We start from the raw sequence: 18,800 nt of genomic DNA, 5'->3' as shown, positions 1-18,800 counted from the left end.
CTCCGTTCTATCGAACCCTCACCTATGATTCTGTCCTCGGGGTTTGAATAGGATACTTAAAAATTGCCATCGACATGGGAGCCAACCTATAGCTCTTAGCAACTCTGCGATTTAGAGGCTCCTGATATCTAGGGTTGCTAGTATCCAAAATCAAGTGCCACCTAAGTCCTGATGGGGGTTGTGGTAGGTAAAAGGAGATATTCCTCTTGCTTGCGTTGAATATCACCAGGATGTTATCATCCACACATTCTATCACTGACGCTCCTGATAGGAGCATACCAAAGGCTCTTATCTCTTGGTTCAACCAGTCCTCTTCGGTCATTTCCTTGCCATCTGGTCTTAGCCATGTAAGGTCCTTGGTGTCATAGCCTTCTATCATCTCGCCTTTGTAGTATTCACCTCTGCGTAATACAGGGTGAGCTTTTCTAAACGCTATGACCTGTTTGGTCCATTCCAGAAGCTGCTCCTGCCATTCCTCTAGATCCCAAGGTTGCCAGGTGGTTTCATTATCCTGGCAGTAAGCATTGTTGTTTCCTCTCTGAGTTCTGCCAATCTCGTCCCCGTGGAGAATCATTGGTGTACCTTGAGACACAAGCAGGGTAGTCAGGAAATTACGAATCTGCCTTCTTCGAAGTGATAATACTGCCTGATTGTCTGTTTCTCCCTCGAATCCACAGTTCCAGCTTAGATTGTTATCGGTACCGTCCCTATTACCTTCACCGTTGGGCTCGTTATGTTTGGAGTTATAGCTGACCAGGTCCCGCATGGTGAAGCCGTCATGACAAGTAACATAGTTTATGCTGGCGTTAGGCCCCCTACCACCCGCAGCAAATACATCGCTACTTCCAGATAGTCGCCAGCCTAGCTCCCTGACCTGTCCAGGATCTCCTCTCCAGAAACGTCGAATGTTATCTCTGTATCTATCGTTCCACTCAGCCCATCCTTCTGGGAAATTGCCTAGCTGGTATCCTCCCTCTCCCAAGTCCCAAGGCTCCGCTATGAGCTTCACCTGAGATATTATGGGATCTTGGCTAATGATGTCGAAGAACGAACCGTATCTGTCGAAGTAGTGAGATTCTCTACCTAGAGTTGCTGCGAGGTCAAATCTGAAGCCATCGACATGCATCTCCTGAATCCAGTATCTAAGACTGTCCATTATCAGCCTTAGAACGTATGGTTCCATTGTATCTATGGTGTTACCTGTGCCAGTGTAGTCCATATAGAAGCGTGGAGAGTCATGCGATAACCTGTAGTAGTGGCCGTTAGCGATGCCCCTGAAGGACAGAGTGGGGCCTAGGTGATTACCCTCTCCAGTATGGTTGTAAACCACATCTAGTATCACCTCTATGCCTGCCTGATGGAGTTTCCGGACCATAGTTTTGAACTCATGCACTTGTTGCCCCATGAAGCCTGATGAGCTATATGCTGAATCTGGGGCGAAGAAACCGATTGTGTTGTAACCCCAGTAATTGGTTAGCCCTTTTTCAACAAGGTTCCTGTCGCGCACGAAGTGATGTACTGGAAGTAGCTCCACTGCGGTTACACCAAGATCTTTCAGGTACTTTATAACCTCGTGGTGAGCCAGCCCAGCATACGTACCTCTAAGATTTTCTGGCAGGCTAGGGTGTAGCTGTGTGAAGCCTTTCACGTGGAGCTCATAGATGATCGTATCTTTCCACGGAATGTTAGGCCTTTGATCATCCCCCCAAGTGAAGCTTGTATCTACAACTACTGACTTTGGTATGTAAGGTGAGCTATCTGTTTCGGAGGCTATCAAGTCCTGGTCGTCATGACCTGTAATTCTATATCCAAAGACTTCATCGGACCACTTTATATCTCCTGCTATAGCCTTGGCATAGGGATCTATGAGTAACTTGTTATGGTTGAATCTTAATCCTCTAGCAGGGTCGTAGGGCCCATAAACCCTGTAACCGTATAAAAGTCCAGGTTTTGCTTCTGGCAGATATATATGCCATGTATAGTTGGTTTTGTTGGTTACTGGTATCCTAGCGCTCTCTTTCTCCTCGAAAGGATTGTTGAAAATGCATAGGTCTACTTTCTCAGCGCCAGGAGAGAAGAGAGCAAAGTTCACCCCGCTTCCGTCCCATGTTGCTCCTAATGGATATGGCTTTCCAGGACAGAATGTAAACTTCACCTCAGACTATTCTCCAGCAAGTTCTTGATAGCTACTGCAGGTATGTCTACCCAGTCTGGTCTGTAGTCAAGTTCATACCTGAGCTCGTATAGAGCTTTACGGAGTTTGAATAAATCCAGTATTTGTTTGGTACTTTGTTCATCTTCTGGGAGGAACTTGGTGTCAGATGAGCCAGCAGCATCAATGTAAGATCTCAAAAATTGGTTGCTTACTAGATTCTCCCAGGCGGAAAGAAGTGCTTTTTTCTCAGGATATTGTTTGGACAACGACATAGCTACGTAGTTCCAGGATCTGAGCATGCCGGCCACATCCACAAGGGGGCTCTCAAGCGAATTCCTCTCAAATAGCGGCTTTGCTGGTTCACCTTCCAGATCTATGATCAGAAATCTGTCTTTACCGACTAGGATTTGTCCTAGGTGTAAATCTCCATGAATCCTTGTCTTTAATCCGAGTTGACTTGGAGGATCTGGCTGCAGAGAGGTTGCCTCTGTAACTAGGTTCTTGAGTGATTCGTCTGGGTATTGAACGCGGTTGAGCGCTTCCAGGGCATTGTTAGCCTCTTTGCGTATAGAATCTACCCAAGCTTCAAAATCCTGCTGAGATGCTTGTTCAGGTCTCATACCTTCAGTATCTGCCTTAGCAAGTAGAGAGTGGAACTCGGCTATGGTTCTTCCTATACTGCTGGCACCCTGAAGGGTTTCTGCTTCTTGCTCAAGCCATGGATAGACTTCAGAATCTTGATTTACGCTTTCTATAAAGCTTGTAGCTTTTTGTAGCGCCCAGGGCCAGCAGTCACCCTGGTTAGGGACATATTCATGAAGTACTATTCCATCTACATCGTAGCCATCGGGTGAGGATAATCTGAGAAACGCCAACAATGTAGGTGTCTTGTCGAATCGCACACTACTTGTAAGGTATTTACCAAGCTCTATCTCTGGATTTCTTCCCTGCTCTAATTTGCGGTACAGCTTCATTATGCAGGATTGGTTGACTATGACCGAGGTGTTGCTTTGTTCTCCCTGTAAGGTTCTGCTTTCGCCATCACATCTAGGTGAAGTTACAACTTCTACCACGGTATCTAACCTGAATCCCGAGAGTTCTTGGTTCCCAGCAAGCACCCTAAGCAGCGCCTGTCTTGAATCCTCGAACTGCAGAGCATCTGCTACCTCAGTCTGTTCTTCTTCTGGCTCAGCAGGCCGCAGGTACAGTAGATAATCGGTAAGGTTATTACTTGCATCTATTGCAGTGACAACGCACAGGCATGCTCCGCCTGAATTTGGTACCTCTACCCAACGCTCGAATCTAGCAGACTGAAGGTGCCTTGTATGGGCACCAAACCATCTATTGGATTCAAGATAGGCAGGTAGTTGCAAGTCGAGCGATGCTCTTTCAAGTGCATCATGTAAGGCTTCAACAAGATTACTGTACTTGTTGCTTATATATAGCTTGTTGTTCACGGTAACTGCTCCTGTGGTTTAAGCTCGAACCAGTAGAACACATGTGGTCCGAATGTAAGCAGGTATGGCAGCTCTCCGATCTGGGGAAATACCGTCTTGCCATACAGCTCAACGGGGTAAAGCCCTTTGAAGTCGCTTAGGTCAAGTTCTGCTGCCTGACAGAACCTTGAAAGGTTACAAGCACACAGTATAGTAGTATCCTGGTACTGCCTGATATAAGCTAGTACTGCTCTATTAGAAGGTTGCAGGAAGCGTATAGATCCTCTTCCAAATACAGGGTATTTCTTCCTTATCTGTATGGTTCTCTTCATCCAGTTCAGAAGTGATGTTGGCACTTGCTCCTGAGCTTCTACATTGACCGCTTCGTAAGTGAATACTGGGTCTCTTATAGGCGGTAGGTACAGTGCTTGTGGGTTAGCTCTTGAGAAGCCAGCGTTGCGATCCCCGCTCCACTGCATGGGAGTACGTACCCCATCCCTATCTCCTAGGTATACATTGTCTCCCATGCCTATCTCGTCACCATAGTAGATAATGGGTGTTCCAGGCAGGGTAAAGAGAAGCAGGTGCATCAGTTGTATTCTTCTCTCGCTGTTATCCAGCAGAGGTGCCAGCCTACGTCTTATCCCAAGGTTAAGACGCATTCTAGGATCTTTTGCATATTCGTGATACATGTAATCCCGTTCTTCATCGGTAACCATTTCAAGAGTCAACTCATCATGGTTACGCAAGAATAGTGCCCACTGGCATGTCTCGGGTATTGGGGGGGTACGTCGCAGGATCTCAGTGATAGGATGTCTATCCTCCCGACGCAATGCCATATACATTCTAGGCATTATGGGGAAGTGGTAGGCCATGTGGCATTCATCACCATTTCCGAAGTAGGCTACTACGTCCTCTGGCCATTGGTTGGCCTCAGCGAGGAGCATCCTGTTGGGCCAGTTATCATCTACGAATTTACGCAGTTTCTTGAGAAATTCATGTGTCTCTGGCAGATTCTCGCAGTTGGTGCCCTCTCTCTCGTACAGGTAGGGAACTGCGTCCAGTCTTAGTCCGTCTACCCCCATGTCGAGCCAATAGCCTACTACATCAAGGATCTCTTGCTGTACTTTTGGATTGTCGTAATTGAGGTCAGGCTGATGGCTGAAGAACCTATGCCAGTAGTATTTGCCTGCTTCCTGGTCCCAAGTCCAGTTAGATCGCTCGGTATCTATAAATATTATGCGAGCGTCTTTATATTTGTCGTCCGTATCGCTCCATACGTAGTAGTCCCTATAAGGGGAGTTGGGGTTACTACGGGCCTCCCTAAACCATTGGTGTTGGTCTGAGGTATGGTTCAGTACAAGCTCAGTAATCACTCTAATACCACGCCTATGGGCTTCGTCTAAGAAGACCTTAAAATCTTCGATCGTCCCGAAGTCTGGGTGAAGAGACCTGTAGTCGGAAATGTCATAGCCTCCATCCTTGAGGGGAGAGGCGTAAAAGGGAAGTAGCCATATAGCTGTAACCCCTAGAGACTCAATGTAGTCGAGCTTGGCAGTCAGTCCTGGTATATCTCCACTGCCATCGTTGTTTGAATCAAAAAAGCATCGGACACCTACTTCATAGATAATGGCATCTTTGTACCAGGTTGGATCATCATTCAAGTTGCTCATAGCTCATCACTCTATCCTAAAGAGATGTACTGGTTCATAGTTTGGATCTAGACGAACGTAATTAGCTGTACCGTGCCACTGGTAGTAGGCATCAGTGATTAGATCGTGCACAGTATAAGTATCCCAAGGTGCGATGTGAAGAGCTTCACCATTGAGATGTACTGTGCATTCATGCCAGTTAAACGGATCAAGGTTAGCTATCACCAGGATACGGTTGCTGCCGTCCTCGCTTATCTTGCTGTAGGCGATGATATTGGGGTTATCTGGATAGTGAAACGTTAGATTAGTGTATAGCTGTAGTGCTCGGTTCTGTTTTCTAGCCTGGTTTATCGTCTTTATGTAGGGGATTATATTCCCTGGAGCGTTCCAGTCCCTGACCCTGATCTCGTATTTCTCAGAGTTTAGGTACTCTTCACTGCCCGGATGTAAAGGCACGTTCTCTATAAGCTCGAAGCCGCTGTAGATACCATATGTAGGAGACAGCGTTGCAGCCAGTGCTAGTCTTATCTTGAATGCCGGTCTGCCTCCCTTCTGCAGGTATTCTGTAAGTATGTCAGGGGTGTTAGCAAAGAAGTTAGGCCTTAGGAACTCTACCTGTTCGGTATGTAGCAGCTCGTGCATGAACTGTTCTATCTCCCACCTGCTGTTGCGCCATGTGAAATAGGTGTATGACTGGGAGAACCCTACCTTAGCTAGTAGCTGAAGCTTTTTAGGTCTGGTAAATGCCTCCGAGAGGAATATCACTTCCGGATGTTCCCTCTTTATCTCAGATATAAGCCATTCCCAGAAGGCTACTGGCTTAGTATGGGGATTGTCTACCCTGAAGATGCGTATGCCATGCTCGATCCAGAAAAGTACTACACGCTTGAGCTCGTTCCATAGACTACGGAAATCTTCGCACCACATATCGAGAGCAACGATATCTTCGTACTTCTTGGGAGGGTTTTCGGCGTACTTTATGGTGCCATCCGGCCTCTTGCGAAACCATTCCGGATGCTCCCTCACGTAAGGATGATCTGGCGAACACTGTATAGCTAGATCAAGCGCTACCTCTATCCCTAGATTTTGGGCTTCTCTTACAAAAGCATCAAAGTCTTCGATTGTGCCGAGTTCGGGGTTTACAGCATCATGCCCCCCGTACTGATTTCCTATAGCCCAGGGGCTACCAGGGTCCCCTGGTTGGGCCACTAGAGCGTTATTACGCCCTTTACGGTTTGTGAAACCTATGGGATGTATGGGAGGAAGGTAGAGCACATCGAAGCCCATGTCTTTGATGGCTTCTAGCCTCTTCATGGCCGTTCTGAAGGTTCCATGCTTGTGGGGATCATCAGTTTGAGATCTGGGAAACATCTCGTACCATGCTCCGAACCTTGCCTTTTCTCTGTCGACTATAACCCTGAGCCACTTACTGTACAGAGTGAGATCTTCTCTAGCTTCGTGTGCTGATACAAGCTGGGCGAGCTCCGGCGTAAGAGCTATATCTACCTTCTCCCTCTGAGTTGAAGCTTCCTGCAACCTATTGATATATCCCGCCAGCAGTACCTTAGGTTCTCCTACAGCTCTAGCCTCTGCTTGGCGTATTAGCTCGAGTCCTTCAAGGAGCTCCGAGCTAACATCCCTACCGGCCGCAACTTTTCGGCTCAGCTCATGAGTCCAACTTATGAAGACTTCTGTCCATGCTGCCACCGTATATTCTAAAGTGCCTATGAACTCGATAGGGATATCCGCTGACCACTCATCATCATCGTAGGAGTACGACATGGGGGTGGACTCCCATTCTTCTGATCCTTGTCGCCGGTATCTAACTTCGGCTCCAAGCGTATCATGACCCTCTTTTATGATGTCAGCAGTTACCCTCAGTCTGTCGCCAACTATGCGTTTTATAGGGAATCTGCCGCAATCTATCTGTGGTCTTACAGATACTATGCTTATTCGATAGAAGGGATCTGGTTGTTGATCTGCCATGATGTCGGCGATCACCTCCTGTAGGCGGTGTGTACTAAGTTTCAGGATATCATAGCTTGAGTTGGCAGTAGCGCATATTCTAGAGCCACATTGGTTTCGCGTGCAAGTGGCTGGCCTTTAAACGTAAAAACAAAAAGCTTATAGCTAGCTTATATAAGCTACCTGACCATAAGTCTGAAGTATTTGCCCGGAGATATAATTACCCCATAGACTTATTATCTTAGCTCTCGAGCATGAGAGAAGCAGGGTCTTCTATTAGCTCCTTGATACGCACTAGGAAGCGCACCGCATCGCTTCCATCTACTATCCTGTGATCATAAGTAAGGGCTAGGTACATCATGGGGCGAACCACTACTTGTCCTTCCACTACAACCGGTCTTTCCTTGATTGCATGCATTCCCAGGATACCCACTTGTGGAGGATTTAGTATGGGGGTTGATAGCAAGGAACCGTAAACACCTCCGTTGGTTATGGTAAATGTTCCCCCACGCACTTCCTCCAAAGATATAGTGTTATTTCTTACCTTGGTAGCAAGCTCATCTATCTCTTTTTCTATCTCTGCGAAGCTCTTGCGGTCTGCGTTTCTGATAACAGGTACCACTAATCCTTCTTTGGCGCCAACAGCTATACCTATATCGTAGTGATATTTCAGGATTATGTCTTCGCCATCTATCTCAGCGTTGAGATAAGGGAACTCCTTGAGGGCAGCAACTACCGCTTTTGTGAAGAACGACATGAAGCCAAGCTTGATGCCATACTTTTCCTGAAACCTGGGTCCCAGCCTTCGGCGTATCTCGATAACGTTGCTCATATCACATTCGTTGAAGGTAGTGAGCATGGCGGCGGTATGCTGAGCTTCTACCAAGCGACGGGCTATAACTCTACGACGAGTAGACATACGCTCTCGTCTCTCCAGCTCTGATAGCTCCCTGATAGGTGCTTCTGAGGGAGCAGGGGTAGTTTCCCTGATGGGCTGAGCCTCTAATGTTTTACGTGATTCCGTCTGTTGAGCTCCAGGCGGGGCTTGCCTCGTAGCTAGCACATCTTCCCGTGTGATTCTACCGCCGGCTCCAGATCCCTCTATCTTTGAGATGTCTATACCTAACTCTTCAGCCAGTCTACGTACCGAAGGCGTTGCCTTGGGTTGCATCTCTGTATGATGTGCAGCCTGAGGTCTGACTTCTTCCCTCTCTTGAGGCTCCTCAGGTTGTGACGTTTCCCTAGCTTGTGAAGGGGTTTCCGTAATCGTTCCAAGCAGATCGCCTACGGAGGCAGATTCTCCTTCCTGTATAGAGATACTCTCCAGGAATCCGCTCGAAGGGGCCGGAACCTCTACGTTGGCCTTGTCTGTTTCAAGCTCAACGACTACATCCCCTTCTTCTACGCTGTCCCCTGGTTGTTTATGCCACTTTAGAACTGTAACATCGACTACGGATTCTCCAAGATCAGGCACTCTGATCTCAACTGCCATGTCTTACGGTCTCCCTTATTCCACTAATAGATATATCTGGAGCTTCTCCGAAAGCCGCTTTAATAATTCTGCTTTGCTGTACGTTGTGCAAAGTTACAGATCCCTCTGCAGGGCTAGCCCTGTCAGGTCTACCTATGTACCCCAAGTTGATGTCGGGATCAAGTATCTTTCTAAGTCTCAAGGCTATGTAGTTCCATGCGCCCATGTTGCGCGGTTCCTCTTGGACCCATACTACTTCCTTGGCTGCCGAGTATCTAGATACTACCTGCAAGATCTCCCTTGCAGGAAAAGGATATAGCTCCTCAACTCTTGCTATAGCTACGTGATTGGCCTCTCTGTATTCTTTGCTCGATACTAGATCGACGTAGATCTTTCCACTACATAGGATTATGCGATTAACCCTTGGTGCTATATCACTTGAACGCGGGTCATCTATAACTTTTTGGAACTTGCCCTCTACAAGATCCTCAACGGACGCCATAGCGAGTGGATGCCTAAGCAGGCTCTTGGGCGTGAATATCACGAGAGGCTTTGGGGATGACTTGAGGCTGGCTGCCTGGCGCCTCAGTAGATGAAAATACTGGGATGCGTTACTTGGATACACAATCCTAATGTTGTCGTTAGCTGCAAGCTGCAAGAACCTTTCGATCCTAGCACTAGAGTGCTCTGGACCTTGCCCTTCGTAACCATGTGGCAATAGCAACACTAGCCCGGATTTCTGCCTCCATTTGGCTTGCCCAGACACAATAAACTGATCGATCATCACTTGGGCACCGTTCACAAAGTCTCCGTATTGGGCTTCCCACAAAACTAAAGCTTCAGGTGCGTGTGTAGAGTATCCGTACTCAAAACCTAGTACAGCGTTTTCAGATAGAGGACTATTGTAGATGGCAAAAGATGCTCTAGCTTGAGGTATTGCTTGCAGCGGGATGTATCTTTGCCCGGTTTTTATGTCATGTAACACCATGTGTCGTTGGCTAAATGTACCCCTCTCTGTATCTTGTCCGCTGATACGAATTGGGGTACCGTTCATAAGTATCGTTGCGAATGCTAAGGTCTCTGCGTGTCCCCAGTCTATCTCACCTCTCTCAAGAGCATCTCTTCTTCTGGCGAGGGTGCGCCAGAGTTTGGGATGTACCTCAAAACCTTCGGGTAAGCTTAGCAGAGATTCATTTATCTCGGAGATCAATTCTCTAGATACTTTTGTCTCCTGCAGGAAATGGTCCTTCTCCGGCTCTAAGAGCTCCATCTCCGACTCAGGGCCCCTGCTACCTTCGATCTCAGCCTGCATGGCTCTACGTAGCTTTTCTTCGACCCTAGTCACGAAGGACTGTGCTTCCTCAGCAGATACTACTCCCCTCTGTATAAGCTTCTGTGCGAAGATCTCCCTAACTGTAGGGTGTTTCCGTATTTTCTCGTACATCAAGGGTTGAGTGAAACTGGGCTCATCACTTTCGTTGTGTCCGTAACGCCGGTATCCTATCAGGTCTATCATGAAGTCTTTGCGAAAGGTCTCCCTATATGTTTCTGCGAGCCTGGCAGTTAGGATGCAAGCATGAGGGTCATCTGCGTTGACGTGTACAGTAGGGATCTCAAACCCCTTGGCAAGGTCTCCCGCATAAGTTGTAGATCTACCTTCTGAAGGCTCTGTGGTAAAACCCAGCTGATTATTGGCTATGATGTGGATAGTGCCTCCAGTTCGATAGCCGGGAAGACGTGACAAATTGAGAGTTTCCGCAACTATGCCTTGTCCAGGAAAGGCCGCATCTCCGTGGATGAGTATAGCTAGCGATGCGCGCTCATCTTGACGAGGTGGTCCAGGCAGGCTCCTGTCTTCCTGGGCGGCGCGTGCCCTACCCTCGACCACCGGATTTACATGTTCTAGGTGGCTAGGGTTGGGAACCAAAGTTATAGGTATGGTACGACCCTTGTTGGTCTTCATATTGAATGTTGCGCCCAGATGATATTTCACGTCGCCCGTCCAGCTATCGACCCCTACATCCGTATTAGAAGTCCCCTTCGTATGTTCGAGGCCATGCTTGAACTCGGCGAGTATCTTTTCATAGGGCTGCTCCAGGATATGAGCCATGACGTTTAGCCTACCTCTGTGGGCTATTCCGATTACGACTTCTCTGACGCCCGATTCTGCCGCTCTGGATATGATCTCGTCCAACATCGGTATGAGCATATCCAGACCCTCTATGGAGAACCACTTCTGCCCTGGGAAATACCTGTGGAGGAACCTTTCGAAGGTTTCTACCTCTGATAATCTCTCCAATAGTTTGCGATCGAACTCCGGGTCGTCACCAACCGCAAACCTGCGGCTTTCAACCATATCACGCAGCCAGTCACGCTCTTTTGAGTCTTGTACCTGGTCGAAGTCATAACCTATGGATCCGCAGTATATATCCCTGAGCTTCCTATAAGCCTCGAGGGCATTCTTACTTATCTGAGCAAGCGGTCCCCCGACTACCGATGCTAGTAGCTTCTCTAGATCAGCCTCAGTCAAACCATGGGTCTCAAGTTCGAGTTCAGGGTCCCCTGGGGGTGGAGTGCCCAGCGGGTCCAAGTGTGCAGCCATGTGACCGTACTCTCTGGTTAGCCTAGCTAACCTGGCTGCGCCTACTATCTTGAGTATGTCTATCTCAGTGGGTAGCTCTGTTTGGAATACTAACTCCCCAAGCTCTTCTGGGAACGGATTACCTACCCTATCAAAGTATGCTCTAGTCGAAGGATCTACAGATGATGGATCGGCTAAGTATCTGAGATATAGCTCGGCTACTAACCCAGCATTCAAACCATACAGTTTATCGTTCTTCCCCCACATATCACCCTACCTAAGTGCAAGCCGGCTTGCAGGATAGCGCTATAGGCATTCTGTGTCAATACCTGATTACAGCAAAAAGCTAGCCATATAAGATATATTGCAAATCATACCCTTTACAGGACGTCAATGAGTGGTACTATAAGCCTAGAGATCTTCATATAATAGCAGCCTAATAAACATAATAAAATTATACAGGCTGTTGGTACGAGGGGAATATCAAGCGAGAGGGTGTGTCATGAGCCTGGCTGAAGACGTACAAGCTGTGTCTATAAATAATACGCCTGAGGTGATCAATGACTTCTCCATAGTGGCAGCGACGGTCAACGGATCCGGAAGTCAGACATCTAACCTAACACTGATCAGAGCCCTGTTTCGGATGGGTATTCCGGTCAATGGAAAGAATCTTTTTCCTTCAAATATATCCGGGTTACCTACCTGGTACACCATTCGGGTCAATAAAGATGGTTATATAGCTAGGAGGGAACGGGCAGAGATACTTGTAGCTTTTAATCCCCAGACCTTTGCAGAGGATATACAGACTCTGCCGCCAGGAGGGGTCTGTATATATCCTGCAGAGTCCAAGCTGCCTTTAGTTCGGGAGGACATAGTATATTACTCTATTCCGGTCAAGCCGTTCGTGGAAGCTACAGGAGCCGACCCGAAGCTGAGGGAGAAATTTGCAAGTATGGTGTATGTAGGGGCCTTAGCAGAGCTCCTAGGTATTGATAGGCAAGAGATTAGAGCAGCTCTCTCTCAGCAATTTCGTGGCAAAGAGAAAGTTGTTGATCAGAACTTTCAGGTGATAGTCTCCGCCGCTGATTGGGTCAAGGAGAACATAATCAAGAAAGACCCTTACAGAGTGGAGAGGATGGATGCTACACGGGGCAAGATACTTATAGATGGTAACAGTGCTGCTGCTCTAGGAGCTATATTCGGGGGAGTGACCGTAGCTGCTTGGTATCCTATAACTCCTTCTACTAGCTTGATAGAAGCACTACAGTCTTATCTCCCTAAGTTACGCACAGATAAAGATGGTAACCATACTTATGCTGTCGTACAGGCTGAAGATGAGATGGCGGCTCTGGGGATAGTTCTAGGAGCTGGTTGGGCCGGCGCCAGGGCTATGACATCTACCTCCGGACCTGGGATCTCGCTGATGACTGAGTTTGCGGGCTTGGGTTTCTTCGCTGAGATTCCAGGAGTAATCTGGGATATACAGAGAATAGGGCCTAGCACCGGCTTGCCGACGCGAGTTTCTCAGGGGGATGTGCTCAAAGTTTACTTCCTGGGGCATGGAGATACTAGACATGTCTGCCTGATCCCGGGAACTGTAGCCGAGTGCTTTGAGTTTGGCTACAAGGCTTTTGATTTGGCCGAACGTTTGCAGACGCCAGTGTTCGTGCTAAGTGATCTCGACCTTGGAATGAACCTTTGGATGAGTGATCCTTTTGAATATCCATCCGAACCTATGGATAGAGGTAAGGTGCTCTCTGCAGAGGACCTGCAACGCATAGGAGAATTCGCGCGCTACAGAGACGTAGATGGAGATGGTATTCCCTATAGAACTTTGCCAGGGACGGATCATCCACTTGCTGCCTACTTTACTAGAGGTTCTGGTCATAATGAATACGCCCAGTATAGCGAGAGACCAGATGACTGGCGAAAGAATATGGAGAGGTTGAGACGTAAACATGAGACGGCTCGCAAGTTAGTCCCTAAACCAGTAATAGAGTCATGGGCTGATTCGAGTGTGGGCATAGTCAGCTTTGGATCCGTACACCATCCTGTAATGGAGGCTATCGATCTGCTTGCAGAGAAAGGATTGAATACTGATTACCTGCGCATAAGAGCCTTGCCATTAGAGGAGACTCTTCGCGAATTCATAAAGAAACATGATAGAACATACGTTATCGAGCTTAACCACGATGGCCAGATGGCTAACCTCATACGTATGGAATTCCCAGAAGTCGCTGGTAAGGTAATCTCTATAGCTTACTGCGATGGTCTGCCTATGACTGCTAACTATATAGTGAATGCTCTATTGGAAAAGGAGTGCTAGAACATGGAAACCATAACTAAGCCTGGGAGCTCTCCTGGAAGAAAAGTAAACAGGATAGGCTTGGAAAGGACTGATTACAGGGGGGGAGTCTCTACGCTTTGCGCAGGCTGTGGGCATGATTCGATATCCAGCCAGATCATGACAGCAGCTTTTGAGCTCTCGCTGAAGCCTGAGCAGATAATCAAGTTGAGTGGTATAGGTTGCTCGAGCAAATCACCAGCCTACTTCTTAGGTAGATCTCATGGTTTCAATGCCATTCACGGGCGCATGCCCGCGGTGGCTACTGGCGCTACATTAGCTAACAGAAAGTTGCTAGCTATAGGAGTGAGCGGTGATGGTGATACCGGTAGCATAGGTATAGGGCATTTCAAGCACATGGTTCGTCGTAATATCCCTCTGGTCTACATAATAGAAAACAACGGCGTCTATGGTCTAACCAAGGGGCAGTTCTCGGCGACCGCGGATATGGGACAGAAACTAAAGCACGCAGGTATTAATGAGCTTCCACCTATGGATCTATGTATGGAGGCGATAATAGCTGGATGTGGCTTTGTGGCAAGATCCTTTGCCGGTGACGCTAAGCAGGTTCGTCAACTGTTAAAGGCTGCTATGAGCTTCAAGGGTACCGCTGTGATAGATATTATAAGCCCCTGCGTGACCTTTAACAACGCCGAGGATAGCACTAAGAGCTACCCATATGGTAAAGCCAATGAGGAGCCCCTGCATGAGATAGGGTTTGTGCCGAAGTATGAAGAGATAGTTGTGGACTATGACCCTGGCACGGTGAGAGAGGTCGAGTTGCATGACGGCTCTGTGATCCAGCTACGTAAGCTGGATAGAGATTATGATCCTACTAACAAAGTTGAAGCTTTGAGGCTATTGGAAGAAGCTCAGACAAACAGGGAATTTATAACGGGGCTGATATATCTCAACGAAGACAGACCTTCTTTCCCAGAAGTTATGCGCCTGCCCGAGAAGCCCTTAGCTGAGCTTCAAGAGGAAGATCTGCGCCCACCTAAGGAAGCGCTTGAGGCTATTATGTCAGGCTTGATGTAGTTGGCCTGTAATTGAGCTTGCTATTTCTCTGACTTTTTCTTGCAGCGGCCACTCATAGCCGACGTTTATAAACAGTCGGTCTATACCTATTTGTTTCCATCTAGCTATCTCTTGGGAGATATCTTGGGGCCATTTATCCCAATCAAGGTGGAGGTAGACGGAAAGACCTATTGGTTTGCTCGAGTCGGATATTATTCGCTTTGTATATTTCACAAGCTCTTGATCTGCATAGATATTGATTTCGTCTGCGTACTCCAAGGCTGAGTGTATCAGCTTCTTGGATTTACCAGCACCTACTATGATCTTGGGTGGCTTTGAGGGGGATGGGGTACAGGTAGCATCCTGCAGCTTCACTTTTTGTCCATTAAACGTAACTTGCTTACCCTTCCAAACCTCCTTTAGAGCAAGCATGTTCTCCTTTAGGAATGTAATGCGAGAATCTGCATCCGGATAAGGAAGATTCCAGGCAGCGTATTCCTCAGGGTAATCCCCTGCTCCTATACCAAGCTCGAACCTACCATTGCTAATCAAGGCTAACATAGAGGTCTCTTTGGCCATTACACCCAGTGCATAGTTGAGATTACAGATGACCATAGGTACCAGTTTGATCCTTTCGGTAGCACAGGCTAGGGCTCCATAGGAAGCCCATCCACAGACGTATCCCCATTCAGGTTTCAGGGAGTGATAATGGTCCCAGAAGCCCACTGAATCCAGCCCTAACTTGTCTGCTAAGAGCGCTGCCTGGAAGATCTCCTGCCAGTTACTGGCAGGACTAAATACTATTCCTAGCTTCATGATTTCCGCCTCACTAAATAAAACTAGCTATCCCGGTTCAAGCACTCGAGCTTGAAGCTTAGCCACTCGTCCACTAACTCTTGTGGAGGGAACCATTGATACTTCTGAAGATCAACTGTGAAGTCCTCTCTAACTTCTACACCATCGTTCTCCAGATCTCTCTTATGGCTATACACTCCTCCCCACCCGTAGCCTGATGCCAGTCCTCCGAATCTGTTGACCACCCGCTGGCAAGGGATTCTTAGCTCAGGGGGGGTATAGTGGAGTATCCATCCTACAACCTGAGCTGATCCTGGGTATCCTGCTAGCGTTGCTATCTGTCCATAGGTCATTACCTTACCTTTGGGAATCGAGGATACAATCCTCCAAACGATCTCCTTGAAAGACTTGGCTTCCTTGGGTGTGCTCATCTTTACCTGCTTATCCGTACTATCTGTTCTGCAAGGTCTATTAGCTCTTGCGCTGGTTGCAGCCTTTCTAGCCACCTTTGGGGTATGGATTCTATTCCATAGTGAGCGCCAGCAAGCGCTCCTGTAACGGCTGCTCTGGTATCCGCATCTCCTCCCAAATTGGCTGCCTTTATGATAGCAGCTTCTAAGCTGCTGGTATTTCCGAATGCCCAGATAGCGCTTTCGAGAGTTGCCAGCACGTCTCCGGAGTTGTCTAGATCGTCTTCGCCCTTCTTCTCTATACTGCGCAACATCTCACTGATCTCAGGCTGTGGAACTTTGTCAGCTATTCGAACAACTACTTGCTCAAATTTTCCTCTAAGTAATTCGGATATCATCATATTCAGCGCTATAGCTGACCATTGGCATACTAGGTTAGCGTGGGTAATGGAAGCTACGCTACGTGTTTGCTTTACGAGCGCTTGCTCTCGTTTGTAAAGGAGCAGAGCTATAGGCACACACGGTACAAGGCATCCGTTTCCTCTGCTGCCATTTGTAAAGCCCTCTCGTTCGATTACCAGCTTACTAGCTTCGTAGATAGGTGTGCCATCTCGGATTAAGTTGAGTGATTCAAAAACGGTGTTGTCAATATCTTTTGGATTGGAGTTCATCCATTCGACCAAGCGTGTTGCGATGTCCTGTGGGTCTACCCTTCCTAACGTGGCTATGCTGCGGGCAATCTCTATCATCATCTGGGTATCGTCGGTAACCTCTCCTGGGCTAAGCGAGAGCCACCCTCCACCTATGAAGTCTTTTACTTGCCCTAAGTTTCTACGGATCTCATTTTTACCCATTAACTCCAGCGGTCCCCCCAGAGCGTCCCCGCAGGCTGCGGCTATCAAAGTACCACGGGCCTTAGATAATAGCTTCAGATCTCCTTGGTCTGCTCTCATACTTTTTCCTCTTGGATCTGAAGTATCTCTATGCGATTTCCAAATGGATCTTCCGTATAGAAGCGAGTGAACCCAGGCAGTAGATGGTCATCTATAACCCTTACTCCGTACTGTAACAGTCTATGTTTGATGCCATCAAGGTCGTCTACCAAAAACGCCACATGTGCCTTCGTAGATGGTGAGAAGTTGGGATCTATTCCCAGATGCAGTTCTAGGTTTCCTGTGGAGAACCATGCTCCACCTCTGGATGCCAGCGTTGGAGGCTTAGGGACCTCTGTAAGAAGGAGAATCTGGCTGTAGAACTCTCTAGCTTTATCCTCACCCCCTTCTGGAATAGCTATCTGCACGTGATGGATGGCGATGCTCATGAATTCCCTCCTCCCCTGGAGTGAGAAAATACGGGCTTTCTGCTTACCTGAAGATTAGGACATAAATAAAAACTATAGATAGGATCCACACGATCCTATCTATAGTTTGCTGGTTGATGCTGAGGATTTACTTGCTAGCCTGCTCGAAGCGGCGGTTGATCTCGTCCCAATTGACGACGTTCCACCAAGCCTCCAGATACTCAGCTCTGCGGTTTTGATACTTGAGGTAGTAAGCGTGCTCCCAAACGTCGTTGCCCATTATGGGATAAAGACCTTCCATAAGTGGGCTATCCTGGTTGGCAGTGCTGATTACCTGTAGCTGACCGTCTGGAGTGCGTACTAGCCACACCCAACCGCTGCCAAATCTCTTTGCTCCAGCATCGTTGAACTGCCTCTTGAACTCCTCGAAGCTCCCAAATGTCTGCTTGATAGCATCTGCTATTGGGCCATAAGGCTCCCCGCCACCATTAGGCTTCATGATTACCCAGAACATGCTATGGTTGACGTGACCGCCACCATTATTGCGCACAGCTGTACGTATATCCTCGGGTACGCTATTTATATCTCTAAGCAAGTCCTCGGCACTCTTGTTCTGGAGCTCTGGATATTTCTCTAATGCTTGGTTGAGGTTATTCAGGTAGGTCCCATGGTGCTTATCATGGTGAAGCCTCATAGTCTGCTCGTCTATATAGGGTTCAAGGGCGTTGTAATCATATGGGAGTGGTGGTAACTCATGCATGGTGATAAGACCTCCTGAAAGTTTTTAGTTTTGGCAGTTGGGGCATTTATCCCAACGTGACCTACCCAGCAAAATATGTGCCCTTCAAGGGCAATGATAGCTTTAACCGCCTCTATTTTGCTAGGGATGGACTAATCCTTGAGAGTGCTGACAATGATTGGGTTAGACGTAGGTTGAGGACTACCCCCTTTGGGCTCGCGAGTTATCCCCATTGCTGAGTACTGACCAATTGGCTCCGGAGCTGAAAGCACGATAGCCAGCGTGCCGTTAGGGTGTACGACTGCTGCGCTCTGTTTATGCCCATCTTTTATCAACCATATCTGGTAATCCTTATCCTCAGGTATAGGAGGAAGTCCTTGTATAACCAAGTAGGCTTTATTATTATTAGGGTTCATGATCATCCTACCGTGGATGGAGTTTTGCTGCATCTCGGCTACCTGCGTGCTTGGAGAAGTCAGTAGGGCAACTATGGTTCTTTGTTCTTCTACGTCTGCCTTGAGTTGGTTTATTTGATCCCTTTGCAGAATAGCTATTACGCCTAGAGCCAAGATAACTACCGCTAGTGCTACTGGAGCTACGAACTTCAAAGTGTTGCTTCCTAGGAAGAATCTCGACCAGAAACTGCCAGTAGATGCTGTCCTTGGTACAATCACTTGTTCGTGAGATGTATGCTCTTCGCTACGGATACGATCTAGCAAGCGCTGTTTTACAGAAGGGGGGGGTGAATGTTGCTCGCTAGCCATACCAAGTATTGAAGCTACAGGTAGTAGCTCATCCAGCACAGACATGCAATCCATGCATGACTGCAGATGACACTCCATGAGCTTCATGTCCTCGGACTCAAGTGCTCCGAGCACATAAGCGGTGATTACCTCATATAACTGCTCGTGATTGTTATGCTCTATCTTCACGTC

At 47.8% G+C, this 18,800-nt stretch carries 14 protein-coding genes; 2 read left to right on the top strand and 12 right to left on the bottom strand.

Annotated features, from left to right (window positions below):
* Positions 1-22 precede the first annotated feature (22 nt).
* The 6 genes from glgX to N2245_RS05700 form a co-directional block, all read right to left on the bottom strand.
* Positions 23-2,155, bottom strand: a complete 2,133-nt coding sequence (gene glgX / locus N2245_RS05725; protein WP_494535769.1) for a glycogen debranching protein GlgX — start codon at positions 2,153-2,155, stop codon at positions 23-25.
* Positions 2,152-3,612: a phosphotransferase gene (locus N2245_RS05720; RefSeq protein WP_494535768.1), complete on the bottom strand. Its 1,461-nt coding sequence runs from the start codon at positions 3,610-3,612 to the stop codon at positions 2,152-2,154. The genes glgX and N2245_RS05720 overlap by 4 nt, the downstream gene beginning before the upstream one ends.
* Positions 3,609-5,264, bottom strand: a complete 1,656-nt coding sequence (gene treS, locus N2245_RS05715; protein WP_494535767.1) for a maltose alpha-D-glucosyltransferase — start codon at positions 5,262-5,264, stop codon at positions 3,609-3,611. The genes N2245_RS05720 and treS overlap by 4 nt, the downstream gene beginning before the upstream one ends.
* 6 nt (positions 5,265-5,270) lie before the next feature.
* Positions 5,271-7,229 carry an alpha-1,4-glucan--maltose-1-phosphate maltosyltransferase gene (locus tag N2245_RS05710; RefSeq protein WP_494535766.1) on the bottom strand — a complete coding sequence of 653 codons (1,959 nt, stop codon included), beginning with the start codon at positions 7,227-7,229 and terminating at the stop codon, positions 5,271-5,273.
* 220 nt (positions 7,230-7,449) lie between these two features.
* Positions 7,450-8,700 carry a 2-oxoglutarate dehydrogenase complex dihydrolipoyllysine-residue succinyltransferase gene (gene odhB, locus N2245_RS05705; protein ID WP_494535765.1) on the bottom strand — a complete coding sequence of 417 codons (1,251 nt, stop codon included), beginning with the start codon at positions 8,698-8,700 and terminating at the stop codon, positions 7,450-7,452.
* Positions 8,690-11,527: a 2-oxoglutarate dehydrogenase E1 component gene (locus N2245_RS05700; RefSeq protein WP_494535764.1), complete on the bottom strand. Its 2,838-nt coding sequence runs from the start codon at positions 11,525-11,527 to the stop codon at positions 8,690-8,692. Before N2245_RS05700 ends, odhB begins: the two co-directional genes overlap by 11 nt.
* A gap of 235 nt (positions 11,528-11,762) precedes the next feature.
* Here N2245_RS05700 and N2245_RS05695 point away from each other — a divergent pair, with 235 nt between their 5' ends.
* Together N2245_RS05695 and N2245_RS05690 are read left to right on the top strand one after the other, a co-directional pair.
* Positions 11,763-13,586 (top strand): 2-oxoacid:acceptor oxidoreductase subunit alpha, encoded by a 1,824-nt coding sequence (locus tag N2245_RS05695; RefSeq protein ID WP_494535763.1) that lies wholly within the window; start codon positions 11,763-11,765, stop codon positions 13,584-13,586.
* Between the two features lie 3 nt (positions 13,587-13,589).
* The gene (locus tag N2245_RS05690; protein WP_494535762.1) at positions 13,590-14,642 is read left to right on the top strand and encodes a 2-oxoacid:ferredoxin oxidoreductase subunit beta; all 1,053 of its coding nucleotides are present in this window, start codon (positions 13,590-13,592) and stop codon (positions 14,640-14,642) included.
* Here the strand turns inward: N2245_RS05690 and N2245_RS05685 are convergent.
* From N2245_RS05685 to N2245_RS05660, 6 genes are all read right to left on the bottom strand, one after another.
* Complete coding sequence (locus N2245_RS05685) at positions 14,628-15,437, bottom strand: LLM class flavin-dependent oxidoreductase (protein ID WP_494535761.1); 810 nt, start codon at positions 15,435-15,437, stop codon at positions 14,628-14,630. The two genes, N2245_RS05690 and N2245_RS05685, sit on opposite strands and share 15 nt — an antisense overlap.
* A 23-nt stretch (positions 15,438-15,460) precedes the next feature.
* Positions 15,461-15,847, bottom strand: a complete 387-nt coding sequence (locus tag N2245_RS05680; protein ID WP_494535760.1) for an MGMT family protein — start codon at positions 15,845-15,847, stop codon at positions 15,461-15,463.
* Between the two features lie 2 nt (positions 15,848-15,849).
* The gene (locus tag N2245_RS05675) at positions 15,850-16,779 is read right to left on the bottom strand and encodes an ADP-ribosylglycohydrolase family protein (RefSeq protein WP_494535759.1); all 930 of its coding nucleotides are present in this window, start codon (positions 16,777-16,779) and stop codon (positions 15,850-15,852) included.
* Positions 16,776-17,147, bottom strand: a complete 372-nt coding sequence (locus N2245_RS05670; RefSeq protein WP_494535758.1) for a VOC family protein — start codon at positions 17,145-17,147, stop codon at positions 16,776-16,778. Before N2245_RS05670 ends, N2245_RS05675 begins: the two co-directional genes overlap by 4 nt.
* A gap of 127 nt (positions 17,148-17,274) precedes the next feature.
* Positions 17,275-17,886 (bottom strand): superoxide dismutase, encoded by a 612-nt coding sequence (locus N2245_RS05665; protein WP_494535757.1) that lies wholly within the window; start codon positions 17,884-17,886, stop codon positions 17,275-17,277.
* A gap of 131 nt (positions 17,887-18,017) precedes the next feature.
* Positions 18,018-18,797 carry an anti-sigma factor gene (locus N2245_RS05660; RefSeq protein ID WP_494535756.1) on the bottom strand — a complete coding sequence of 260 codons (780 nt, stop codon included), beginning with the start codon at positions 18,795-18,797 and terminating at the stop codon, positions 18,018-18,020.
* Positions 18,798-18,800: the final 3 nt, after the last annotated feature.

The sequence above is a fragment of the Thermobaculum sp. T2p genome (assembly GCF_059335935.1).
The sequence above is the reverse complement of the archived record's forward strand: the minus strand, read 5'-3'. Positions and strand labels throughout refer to the sequence as shown.